Source organism: Brachyspira hyodysenteriae ATCC 27164, assembly GCF_001676785.2.
GTDB lineage: Bacteria > Spirochaetota > Brachyspiria > Brachyspirales > Brachyspiraceae > Brachyspira > Brachyspira hyodysenteriae.
In genome coordinates this window covers 2,950,664-2,963,175 of sequence record NZ_CP015910.2, presented here as the reverse complement: position 1 = coordinate 2,963,175, position 12,512 = coordinate 2,950,664, and the positions used below count along the sequence as shown (strand labels likewise).

Genomic DNA, 12,512 nt, shown 5'->3' with positions numbered 1-12,512 from the left:
GAGTTATTTTATGAGAGATAAAGATTATTTAGAATTATTATCTAAAAAATACCCTACAATAGACGATGCTTCTGTAGAAATAATAAATTTAAAGGCTATATCTCAATTACCTAAAGGTACAGAATATTTTTTAAGCGATATACATGGTGAATCCGACGGATTTGAATATTTACTTGGTACTTCTTCGGGAGTAATAAGAGAAAAAATTGAACTTTTATTTAAAAATACTTTACCTGAACATGACAGAGTTGAACTCCAAATATTAATAGTAGATACTAAAAATTTGATAACTAAAAAAGCTAATGAAAATGATTTTGCAGATTGGTGTAAAATAACTATATACAGACTTATAAGAGTATGCAAACTTGTAACAAGCAAATACACAAGATCTAAAATAAGAAAAAAAATGCCTGCTAATTTTGCATATATATTGGATGAACTTCTTCAAACTGATGCTGAAGAAAATAAAGAAAATTATTATTTCTCTATTATAGAATCAATTATTGAAATATCTGCTGCAGATAAATTTATAATAGCATTATGTCAGCTTATTCGTCAATGCAGTGTTGACAGACTTCATATAGTAGGAGACATTTATGACAGAGGTCCTCACCCTGATAAAGTTATGGATAGCATAATGACTTTTAATGAAGTTGATATTGCTTGGGGTAATCATGATATACATTGGCTTGGAGCTGCTAAAGGAAGTTTAATATGCGTTGCTAATGCTGTTCGCTTGGCTGTTAGATACAATAATTTTGACTTATTAGAATATAGCTATGGTATTAATTTAAGATCATTATCCTCATTTGCTAATGATATTTATAAAGATGATCCATGCGAAGTATTCAAGCCAAATACTCTAGATAAAAATATTTATGATGAAGTTGATAAAGATTTAGCTGCTAAAATGCATAAGGCTATATCTATAATACAATTTAAATTAGAATGCCAGCTTATAAAAAGACATCCTAATTATGGAATGGATGATAGAATACTTCTTGATAAAATAGATTATGATAAAGGAACTATAACATTAGATGGAAAAACTTATGAGCTTAGAGATAAAAATTTCCCTACAATAGATAAAAATAATCCTTTTGAATTAAGTGAAGGAGAAAATACATTAATACAAACTTTGGCATTCTCTTTTATGAATAGTCCTACACTTCAAAGGCATATGAATTACATGTATGCTAAGGGTGGAATATATAAAGTATTTAATGGAAATCTTCTTTATCATGGATGCATACCTACAAAAGCAGAGGGAGAATTTGATGAAGTTTATATAGACGGAAAATATTTATCAGGAAGAAAATATCTTAATCAGGTAGAAGATAAAGTAAGAAAAGCATTTTACTGTGAAATTGGAAGCGAGGAACAGCTTAATGCTTTAGATTACTGTTGGTATTTATGGTGCGGTCCTAAATCTCCTTTATTCGGTAAAAATAAAATGACTACTTTTGAAAGATATTTTATAGATGATAAAGAAATTCATAAAGAAAGTTATAATCCTTATTATTATCATATAGATAATAAAGAATATTGTCAGAATATATTAAGAGAATTTGAACTTGATACAAATAAATCTCATATAATAAATGGGCATGTACCTGTAAAGACTCATAAAGGAGAAAGCCCTATAAAAGGAGGAGGACTTCTTTTAGTTATAGACGGAGGACTTTCAAAAGCTTATCATAAAAGTACAGGAATAGGCGGATATACTTTAATATCAAATTCAAATATGATGGCTATTGCAGAGCACAGACCTTTTACTGAAGTAGTTGAATCCGGATTTAAATTGAGTCCTAAATCTATAATCGTAGAGAGATTCATTAAGAGAGTTACTGTAGGTGAAACGGATATAGGAAAGCAGCTTTCTAAGAGAATTAATGATTTATTGGAGCTTTTATCTGCATACCGAAGCGGTATTGTTAAAGAAAAAGTTGATTAAGTTATTTTATTTCTTACGCACGGTAAATGAAATTTTATTCATCATATAATTTATTATACAAAATAATTGTGTGTTTTCAATTCGTTATTCGTGCGGTGCTTACGATTATAAATTTAAAAAAAGCCTGGGTGGGCACCTATAAATTCTAAGTAAATTATTAAAGAAATTAAAAATTATAATGGCAAATTAAAACTCTAAATTTAGAGGGTGGGAAAATGTAATTAAGTTTTAAAACTTTATTTACATACCCCCCTTTATTCTTTTTATATGAATTTGAAATTCTAACCTTATTTATTTTTTATAATTAAATAAGAAAAAGCATGCCCGCCCTAGTTTTTATTAAGTTTAAAATCTGTTTACTGCACGGTTAACTAAATTTATAATATAATAAAAATTGAATTGCAAATAAATATATATTTTTAGCTTTACTCTAGAGGTGGATTAATGCATTTAAAATAAAAATCTTTTAATGAACTATTTGATATACCTAAATAACTATATTTTGTCAAAATAAATTTAATTTTTGTTTTTATATTTGGGGATTTGCCGCGAAGCATACAGTCGTGCCAGTCCACATGACAGTATGGAGTTGCCTGTGGTATTGCCACAGGAGAAGCCCCCTACGGTGAGGAGCAGGCACAGCCCGCCTATGGCTAAAGGCTATATTTGAGCTTAATATTACATGTAAAACAAAGTTAGTATGATTTAGTACTAATTTTACATTTGCACTTTTTGGTTCTTTTTGCGGCGGGAAAAAGAACAATAAAAAAATTGACTAACTTAAAAATTTTCAGTATATACTAAATATATAAAAAGCTTACAAAATCTATTAATACAAAATTATACCCAAAACAGCAGATATTAATATTATAGCAATAATCGGAACTTTTTTTATTTTTAAAAATATTGATAAAGCAAATATAAATATTCCTATAGGACTTACATATTTAAAAATGCTCTGAATAAAATCTATATTTCTTAAAATAGAAGTCTCAGTAAGTTTTACAAAAAAAGCATCTTTAGTGAAAGTTACAACCGCAGAAGCTATCAAAGCAACAGCACATACTCTCAAAGCATTCATTATATTGTTAAACTGCTCATTGTTTTTTACAGCATAGAAGAATTTTGATACTATCATAGTAATAATGAATGCAGGTATAAATATACCGAATGTTGCAACAGCAGATCCTAAAACTCCGGCTACTTTATATCCTACAAATGTTGCTGCATTAATAGCAATAGGACCAGGTGTTATTTGAGATATTGCCACAAGATTAGAAAATTCTGAATCTGTAATCCAATTATATTCTTTTAATATACCAAGAAGAAGGGCAATTATAGCATATCCTCCTCCATAAGTAAAAAATCCTAGTTTTGCAAATACATAAAAAAGTCTAGCATATATCATAATTAAAAATCCAAATTAAGATTGTTTTTTTATAATGTATTTATTAATAAGATAATAAAGCCATCCAATCAATGCCGCAAGAAGCAAAGCATATATAACATTGAAATGTAAAAACACAACTAAGACAAAACTCAATATAAAAAGTGCTGCTGTGAATTTATTTTTTATTACCTGTTTACCCATACCAAAAGCAGATAAAAGTATAAGTCCTGCAATTGCCCCTTTAATACCTAAAAAAGCTTTATTAACATATTCAGTATTTTGAAATCTTTCAAATATAGGAGCTATTATAAGTATAATAATAAAAGACGGCGCCATAACTCCAATACCAGCCATTATGCCCCCAAATATACCTGCTACTTTAAACCCTGTAAGAAGAGAAGAGTTTACAGCAATAACTCCCGGTATGCTTTGAGCAAGAGCAAATATATCTATGATCTCATCTTTAGTTATGAATTTTCTTTTATTGACGAATTCTTCTTCCATTATAGGAAGCATAGCAAGACCGCCTCCTATGGTAACAAGACCTATATAAAAGAAAGAAAAAAACATTGTATACCAAGTAGGTTTAATAGAATTTGAAGAATCATCAGAATTTGTATTTTTTTCAGAATTACTGTCCATATATAATCCCATATTTTTTATATAATAAATTATATTATATTCTGTTATTGTCAATAGAAAAATACAGACTTATATAATTTTTTATATTAAAAGCAAGAATAAATAATATTGAAAAACTGTAAAAAATTATATATAATGCTATCTATAGTTAAAAGACTATTACTATCAGTATTATTTTTACATATTTTTGTTTTATTTATTTTATATAATATAAATAAATAAAATAGGAGGTATACAGATGGAATATGATGTAGAGTATTTAAAAAACCAAACTTCAATTAATTATGATAAAACCCTGTGCTATTGTAAAAATGTTTCATATAGAGATGCATATAAGGCTATAGCTGATAATAAAATGACAACATTGGAAGAGGTAGTAGAAAAAACTCAAGCATCTACAGGATGCGGCGGATGTAAAGATCGTATTTTAAGCTTGATAGAATATGTAAAAACAAATAATTATGAACCGCTTAATTTTTGATTCGGATATACTATGAATGAAAAAGTGCTTAATGCTTTAAAAGAACTTGATATAGAATATAAAGAATTTGAAGAGGCAGGAGTTACAAAAACAGTTGATGATGCTGCCAAAACTCTTAATATAGAAAGAGGGCAGGTTGCAAAATCTATACTTGTAAAGCCTTCAAAAAGAAATTTTGCTATGATTATAGCTTCCGGTGATAAAAAGATATCATCAAAAAAAATGCGTGTATATTTCGACTGTAAAACCAGCTTTGCTAATGCTGAGGATACTTTCAAATTAACAGGATTTACATTCGGAGGGGTATGCCCTTTCGGTATAGATAAAGATATTGATGTTTTAGTTGATAAAAGTATGAAAAGATTTGATGCACTTTATATAGCCTGCGGAAGCGACAGCTCTTTAGCAAAAATGACCTATGATGAAATACTAGAAAAAATATCTAATGTAGAAGTAGATCTCACAGAAGACTAAAAAATTTTTATTTGTAAATATAATAAGCAAAAGCTAATGCATACCTAAGCCATAGATATGCATTAGCTTTTTCCCATATACTCATTTTTTTAGGAGTTATAAAATAGCTAAAGTGCTGAAGATTTCTTCATTAATAAAAAGATGAATTAACTATCAAATATCTGTCCTTTCCTTTGGTATTTACATCAGGATTATAAACAATATAAATATCATCGCCAAGCTCTACATATCTTAATAGAGTATCATCAGACATAAAATCGCCCTTAACATAGATAGCAGAACCAGGAGCCATAGGACAATTATATTGAGTAGTGATGATTTTCGGTTTTGTTTCTATATATCCTTTATATCCGTAAAGTCCGCTTTGATCATTTTTATAATTAGCCTCAAGCCAAGTAGCATAAAGCTCGCTCCAATCCTGAAACTCTCTAATATTTTTATTAGCGGCATATAATATAGCTTTATAAGTGCCTCTGTATTCTTCTGGGGCATTTGCTATATCTTTATAAATTTCAAAACCATTTTTAGAATGAAGTCCTAGCCAATACATAAATAATGAAACAGTTGCATATTTATGAACAGTATATCCCTGATTCCAATTAATAAAATAATCCCCTTTAGTTATTAAATACATAGAATCTGTATTGTAATAATTAAGTCTGTTTGAAGGAACTTTTCCTCTATATGAAATTACTGCTGCTTCTGATAATGCCTCATCAACCCATACATCAAATTCATTACTGCTTTTATTTTCTAATTGACTGTAATGTATAACATGATGAAGTTCATGAGCTATAGTATTTACAACTGATTCAGGATTTTCCCAGCCATTTATATAATCCAAGAATATTATATTCTGAGTATCATTTTTTATTTCATCAAGTCCGTCTAATATGGAATATCCTTGCATATAAGGCTTATCTCCTGTATATCCTCCGTTAATATCCATTATTAATAGAGTTAATTTTCCATTTAATTTTCCGTATAAATATTCTTCCATTTCATATATCTTAGAAGTTTCCAATACTATATTTTCTAATTCTCTTTCATTTATTTCTAATCCGTTTTCTAAGAATATATCTATTTTGGATGTTGAGTATATATTTTTTGCTTTGAATGTTACTTTTGAATAGTTATTTTTTATATATCTCACGGCATTGAATGATTTTTCTTTATTATTGCCTTTGTATATATTATAACTTACAGGAGTTTTTAATACTTCATTTAAAGTGCTGTATTCTCTGGCATTTAAAATAAATATATTGAATAGAAATATAATCAGTATAAAATATTTTCTCATCATTACAGCTCCTTACAAAATTATAATATTTATAATTAGTATCGGAAAAATAATGAAAAACAGTTCATAAAAACTATGTAAAAAAATAAAGGCCTGCTATAAAAGCAAGCCTTTAATAATATATAAAATTAATTTTTTAATTAATTATTTTCTGTACTAGATGCAGTATTTTCAGAATCATCTATGCTATTCCATATAGAGTTTAATTTATCCTGCATTATTGCACATGCTACAACATAAACCAATAAACCTAATATCACTAATAATACAGTGCTGTCTTCACTATTATCCATTCCTGCTTTTGAAGTCATTTCTAAATAAACTATTTTACCATATTTATAGTACCAGTATAAACTGTATATGTTACAAGTTACTAAAACAAGTATAAGTTCTAAAGCAGGATTTATATCTTCTCTACCCATAAAGTTTTTAATTTCATCTGTAGTTTTATAAATCCAATAAAGGTAATAAATACCGCATGTTACTATACTTAAAAGTACTAGCATAGGAACGCTTCTAACTGTGCCTTTTTTCATTTTTAATCTCCATCATATATTTTTATAATGGTATATTGTATATTGATTTTAAAAAATATACAATATAATATAAAAAATATTTTACGAATTATTGTTTAATTTTTAATAAATTTGAACTTACATAAAAAATGTAATTATAAATTTTGCTCTTCAAAGAAAGTTTTATATATACTTTTTATAGCTTTATTTAAATCATCGTCTTTTACGCCTATCATAATACTTACTTCGCTTATACCTTGGTTAAGCATTTCTATGTTGATATTGCATTTCTCCATAGCATGCATAGCTCTTGCAGAAACACCTACACATTGCTGCATGCCTTCGCCTACAAGCATTATCAAAGCAAGTCCATGCTCAAAGTAAATATTATCAACATGAAGTTCATCTCTTACTCTTTCATATATACGTTTTTCTTTTTCAGGAGTAATAGCAGAATTTCTAACTATTACAGAAATGTTGTCTATTCCTGAAGGAGCATGCTGATAAGGTATATTTTCATTTTCTATTATTTCTAAAAGTTTTCTACCGAATCCTACTTCTCTGTTCATCAAATATTTACTTACATAAAGACAAGAGAAATCAGCCTCTCCGGAAACACCAACTACAGGATTAATGCTTTTATTTCTGCTTGCAACTATTTTAGTACCTTTGGCAGAAGGATTATTTGTATTAAGTATATGAACAGGTATATTAGCTTCATAAACCGGCTGTAATGCTTCAGCATGAAGAACATTGAATCCACCGTAACTTAATTCTCTCATTTCTCTATATGTAAACTCATCTATAAGTTTTGGATTATCTACTATATTAGGAGCTGCGGCAAATACTCCGTCTACATCAGTAAAGTTTTCATAAACTTCAGCATTAACTGCTTTTGCTAAAATAGCTCCTGTGATATCGCTTCCGCCTCTAGGGAAAGTTACTACATCTCCTTTTTCAGTATATCCGAAAAATCCTGGGAATATCACTAAAGCAGATTCATCTTTTAATTTAGCTAAATTATCATAAGATTTTTCTAATACAGTGGCATTACCAAATTCTTCAGACAGTAAAAGTCCTGCATCCTTAGGATTAACATATTTGGCTTTAACACCTATAGAATTAATATATGCTGCTATAACTTTAGCACTTAAGTCTTCACCCAATGCTTTAACGCCGTCTATAAATTTTGTAGGAAGTGATTTGTCTTCCGCTATTCTTTTTAATATATCATTTTGAATTTCTTCCAAAAGTTCATGTGAAAGAGAAAGTTCATCTATAATATTTTTAAATCTTTCTATAATGATTTTTAATTCTAATTTTCCATCTTTTCCGGCAATGATAGTTTCAGCAAGAGTAATAAGCAAATCGGTTACTTTGGTGTCTTCTTTAAGTCTTTTGCCAGGAGCAGATACTACTACTATTTTTCTATCTTTATCTGATAGTACTATGTCTACTACTTTTTTTATTTGACTTGCATTTGCTACAGAAGAGCCACCAAATTTTGCTACTTTCATCTTACTTAAATCCTCCGTATATAGTAAAATTTATTGAATAAATTACTATACATAATAACATAAAGTATTTTTTATTTCAATTATTTTATGTATGTTTTTTATTTTCAATAAATCCGTTAATTTTCGATAAATAATTGAATATATTAAGCAAAATATTCATTTTATCTTGTAATTTTTTAAATTTAATTATTTTAATTTTTACTTTTTATATATAAAAAATATATTTACAATATCAGATTAAATTATGCTTGATTAAATTTCATAATGTTTTATTATTAACTATAAATAATAAAATAAATATAATAAAATAAATAATAAAGGATTAAATATGAATATATTTGCTTTTACAAATAAAGGCACAGATACAAAAATAAACACAGACACTATTCTTTTTAACAGCGAATCCGTATCAGGAAATCCGCTTCTTATTAATGAACAAAATAATTATAGTCATTTTATAGATAATATGGAAGGAACAGCCGTTTCAATGATTGCTGACGGGCTTGGCGATACTTTTGCATCAAAACTCGCTATAGATGTTTATAATGAAAATTTTCTTGATTTGCTTGAACTTGTAGGCGAGCAGGAAATAATGAATTGGATAATGCATAACTTTATAAAACTTGAAGTTGTTGCTGCAAGAGATTCTGCTGATGATAAAGAAAAAGCTATGGCAGGAGCTTCTATCGCTGGCGTTTTATATCATAAGTTTGCAGGAGTATTTGTATTTAATGCAGGCGATAGTAAAGTTTATGCAATTAATAGGAACAAAGTATTTCAAATAAGCAGAGATCATATGAAAGGCAATGCATTAGAAAATTGTGCATGTGCAGGCGGCGGACATTATATCACTATTGAGGGAGCTAGAAGAAATCAGAATTATAATTATTTTATAGCTTCTAATTCTATGGTTGAATTATTATTAAATAAGTATGGCAATATTGAAGAAGCTATTAATGATATAATGGGTTCATCAAATACAGAGGAAGCAATTAGAAAATTAAAGAGCATTACAGAAAACTCTAAAGACAATGTAAGTGCTTTAGGATTATTAAATCTTTTTGAGTAAAGATTGGTAGAATTAATAAAATATTAAAAAAATAAGAAGTTTATGACTAGCAATACCAATGTCATAAATGAGCATCTGATAACTGATGAAGTAAGTTGTCAGCTATTTAAAATAAAAAAATCGAGCCTCTATCAGTTTTAGCTGATAGAGACTTTAAAGCGAGATTTTTTTATATATAATAAGAAGTTTATGACTAGCAATACCAATGTCATAAACGAGCATCTGATAACTGATGAAGTAAGTTGTCAGCTATTTAAAATAAAAAAATCGAGCCTCTATCAGTTTTAGCTGATAGAGACTTTAAAGCGAGATTTTTTTATATATAATAAGAAGTTTATGACTAGCAATACCAATGTCATAAACGAGCATCTGATAACTGATGAAGTAAGTTGTCAGCTATTTAAAATAAAAAAATCGAGCCTCTATCAGTTTTAGCTGATAGAGACTTTAAAGCGAGATTTTTTTATATATAATAAGAAGTTTATGACTAGCAATACCAATGTCATAAACGAGCAGCTGATAACTGACGAAGGAAGTTGTCAGCTACTGTAAGCGAGTTTATGACTAGCAATAATAGGAGTTACCATGAAAAAAGGAACAATAAGACCTATACCAATAATGCTTCTATTAAATATAGTAACTTGCGGAATATACTATATTTATTGGATTTATCAAACATCAGTTGAAATAAAGATGTGCAGCGAAAGAGAAGATTTAAATCCTACACTCGAAATACTGCTTGGTATAATAACATGCGGACTTTATTTCAAATATTGGTATTATAAATATGGAAAAATTGTTTATAAAGAACTTCCAGCAAAAGCAGGTATGAATAATACCGAAGATAAAACAATTATTTTAGTAGTAATAGATATAATTATTGCTTTAATGTGGTGGGGAGGTATGATATTTAGGGGATTATTACTTGTTATAAGTTATGAATCATATACTTCAGATGAAGCATTAATAACTTCATTTATATATATCATTCCATCTGGATTAATATATGCAGTTAATATATCTTCACTTATTATGCAGGATAAACTTAATAACATTTGGAAGCATATGCAGTAATTATTGCAGTATATTTTATTAGATATAAAAAATAAATTAATAGAGTGTGAGCATATGAAACTTAATTACATTTGCCCGCCCTCTATTTTTTATAATCTTAATTTGCGATTTTGTTTTTTATTTTTTTATTGACTAGTTTAGAATTTGTTAGCACCCGCCCAAGTTTTTTTAAATTTAGAATTCATATGACGCACGTTAAACGAAATTTAAAATATGAGTTAATTAATAATACAAATTTTATTATATTTAAAAATCTGCTCACCGTGCGGTAATGAAAATAATAATTAAATTATGCACTTACATCTATAAAATTAAACTCTTTTACATCAAAAAGCCCGTTTGTTGTAAGTTTTATTTCAGGTATAACAGGCAATGCCATAAATGATAAAGTCATGAAAGGATCTATTTCTCTGTTAATATTAAGTTCATTGTAGGCAAGCTCATGCATAGAATATATTTTCTTTACTATCTCATAAGGAGAATCATCAGACATAATGCCTGCTATTTTTAATTGTAATGTATCAAGAACTTTTCCGTTTTTTACAACAGTTATTCCGCCTGAACATTTTTCTATTTCTTTTATGGCAAGTATTATATCTTCATCATTGTCGCCTACCGCTATTATGTTATGAGAGTCATGAGATACACTTGTAGCAATAGCACCGTTTTTTAATTTGTAATTTTCTATCAATCCTAAACCTATTTTACCAGTTGCTTTATGCCTTTCAACAACAACCAATTTTAATATATCAACACTCTTTCTGTATTTAAAATATCCGTTTTCAAATCCTACTATCCTTACGCTTTTCTCTGTAACTAAATCTTTATTAACTATCCTTATAACATTAGCTTCATCAGATTTTAATTTTATCTGTATATCATCAACTGTAATAGGAGCAATGTTAATTGTACTAAAAATATTATCATTATAATTATCTTTTTCTACTTTAAATAAAGCTTTTCTATTTTCTGCAGCTAATTTTCCGTCTATAAAAACTTTATTAGCTTTGAAATCTTTTAAATCATTAAATAAAACAATATCAGCCTTATATCCTGAAGCAACTAAACCAATATTTTTAAGTCTGTAGCATTCTGCCGCATTAATAGTAGCCATAGCAATAGCATTAAATACATCAAGACCATGTTCAACTGCTATTTTTAAATTATGAGATATATGCCCGTTTTCAATAATATGATCCAAATGCTTATCATCTGTACACATTGCACATCTTCTTGCATTGCTTTGATTAACTCCTTGTAAAAGTGAAGCCAAATTCTGTGCTGCAGAACCTTGCCTTAAAAGTACATACATTCCATTGGATATTCTTGACTTCAAATCTTTAGCAGATACGCATTCATGATCAGTATAAACTCCGGCAGCTCTATAAGCATTTACTGTCTTTCCTCCAAGCATAACACCATGCCCGTCTATAATTTTATCAGCATTGATTGCCGCAAGTAATTTTTTAAGTACATCTTTATCACAAGATAATACTCCGGGAGCATTCATCATCTCAGCAAGCCCAAATATATCTTCATCATTTATAAACTCCTCTATTACTTTAGAATCAAGTACAGCTCCAGAATCCTCAAAACCAACAGCAGGCACGCAAGAAGAAAGCATAAACTTACATTTTAATGGACTTTTTTTGGAAGACTCTATCATAAATTTAATACCGTCAATACCGCATACATTGGCAATTTCATGAGGGTCTGTTACAATTAAAGTAGTGCCGAAAGGAATAACCACTTCAGCAAAATTAACAGGCGTGCATAAAGATGATTCTATATGTACATGCGAATCTATAAGTCCGCTTGTAGCATAAGAGCCTTTAGCATCAATAACTTCTTTTCCATTATAAGAACCCACCCCTACAATATAATCATCAACAATGGCAATATCTGCATCTGTAATAGTAGCTGATATTGGGTCTACTACCTTACAGTTTCTTATTACCAAATCAGCCAAAACCTTTCCGCTTGATACTTCAATCATTTTTGATAATTTTTCTATAGTCATTAATAGTCCTTATAATTAATATATATTTTAAATATAGTAAATAAAATGTAAATTTTCAAATTTTGTATTAATTATT

At 28.4% G+C, this 12,512-nt stretch carries 11 protein-coding genes; 5 read left to right on the top strand and 6 right to left on the bottom strand.

The window, feature by feature from the left end:
• The first annotated feature begins 10 nt into the window (after nucleotides 1-10).
• Nucleotides 11-1,954, top strand: coding sequence for a fructose-bisphosphatase class III (locus BHYOB78_RS12880; protein ID WP_012671219.1), 1,944 nt, complete (start codon nucleotides 11-13; stop codon nucleotides 1,952-1,954).
• An 829-nt stretch (nucleotides 1,955-2,783) separates the two neighbouring features.
• Here BHYOB78_RS12880 and BHYOB78_RS12875 read toward each other — a convergent pair.
• Together BHYOB78_RS12875 and BHYOB78_RS12870 are read right to left on the bottom strand one after the other, a co-directional pair.
• Complete coding sequence (locus BHYOB78_RS12875; RefSeq protein ID WP_020064675.1) at nucleotides 2,784-3,362, bottom strand: chromate transporter; 579 nt, start codon at nucleotides 3,360-3,362, stop codon at nucleotides 2,784-2,786.
• A gap of 15 nt (nucleotides 3,363-3,377) precedes the next feature.
• On the bottom strand, nucleotides 3,378-3,986 hold the full coding sequence (locus BHYOB78_RS12870) for a chromate transporter (protein ID WP_020064676.1): 609 nt from the start codon (nucleotides 3,984-3,986) through the stop codon (nucleotides 3,378-3,380).
• A 238-nt stretch (nucleotides 3,987-4,224) separates the two neighbouring features.
• Here BHYOB78_RS12870 and BHYOB78_RS12865 point away from each other — a divergent pair, with 238 nt between their 5' ends.
• Both BHYOB78_RS12865 and BHYOB78_RS12860 read left to right on the top strand, forming a co-directional pair.
• The gene (locus BHYOB78_RS12865; protein ID WP_012671216.1) at nucleotides 4,225-4,467 is read left to right on the top strand and encodes a (2Fe-2S)-binding protein; all 243 of its coding nucleotides are present in this window, start codon (nucleotides 4,225-4,227) and stop codon (nucleotides 4,465-4,467) included.
• A 12-nt stretch (nucleotides 4,468-4,479) separates the two neighbouring features.
• On the top strand, nucleotides 4,480-4,941 hold the full coding sequence (locus BHYOB78_RS12860) for a YbaK/EbsC family protein (protein ID WP_012671215.1): 462 nt from the start codon (nucleotides 4,480-4,482) through the stop codon (nucleotides 4,939-4,941).
• Nucleotides 4,942-5,071: 130 nt separating this feature from the next.
• On the opposite strand, the gene BHYOB78_RS12855 is transcribed toward BHYOB78_RS12860, so the two are convergent.
• The 3 genes from BHYOB78_RS12855 to BHYOB78_RS12845 all read right to left on the bottom strand — a co-directional run bounded on the left by BHYOB78_RS12855 (nucleotide 5,072) and on the right by BHYOB78_RS12845 (nucleotide 8,273).
• A complete protein-coding gene (locus BHYOB78_RS12855; protein ID WP_038369869.1) occupies nucleotides 5,072-6,241 on the bottom strand; it encodes a peptidase M30 in 1,170 nt (389 codons plus the stop codon).
• A 140-nt stretch (nucleotides 6,242-6,381) separates the two neighbouring features.
• Nucleotides 6,382-6,777, bottom strand: coding sequence for a DUF4234 domain-containing protein (locus tag BHYOB78_RS12850; RefSeq protein ID WP_012671213.1), 396 nt, complete (start codon nucleotides 6,775-6,777; stop codon nucleotides 6,382-6,384).
• A gap of 134 nt (nucleotides 6,778-6,911) precedes the next feature.
• Nucleotides 6,912-8,273 (bottom strand): aspartate kinase, encoded by a 1,362-nt coding sequence (locus BHYOB78_RS12845; RefSeq protein ID WP_012671212.1) that lies wholly within the window; start codon nucleotides 8,271-8,273, stop codon nucleotides 6,912-6,914.
• A gap of 328 nt (nucleotides 8,274-8,601) precedes the next feature.
• On the opposite strand from BHYOB78_RS12845, the gene BHYOB78_RS12840 reads away from it, so the two are divergent.
• Together BHYOB78_RS12840 and BHYOB78_RS12835 are read left to right on the top strand one after the other, a co-directional pair.
• Complete coding sequence (locus tag BHYOB78_RS12840) at nucleotides 8,602-9,342, top strand: PP2C family serine/threonine-protein phosphatase (RefSeq protein ID WP_020064678.1); 741 nt, start codon at nucleotides 8,602-8,604, stop codon at nucleotides 9,340-9,342.
• A gap of 585 nt (nucleotides 9,343-9,927) precedes the next feature.
• Complete coding sequence (locus BHYOB78_RS12835; protein ID WP_020064999.1) at nucleotides 9,928-10,416, top strand: DUF4234 domain-containing protein; 489 nt, start codon at nucleotides 9,928-9,930, stop codon at nucleotides 10,414-10,416.
• Nucleotides 10,417-10,705: 289 nt separating this feature from the next.
• Here BHYOB78_RS12835 and ade read toward each other — a convergent pair whose 3' ends face one another.
• A complete protein-coding gene (gene ade, locus BHYOB78_RS12830; protein ID WP_020064998.1) occupies nucleotides 10,706-12,436 on the bottom strand; it encodes an adenine deaminase in 1,731 nt (576 codons plus the stop codon).
• Nucleotides 12,437-12,512 lie beyond the last annotated feature (76 nt).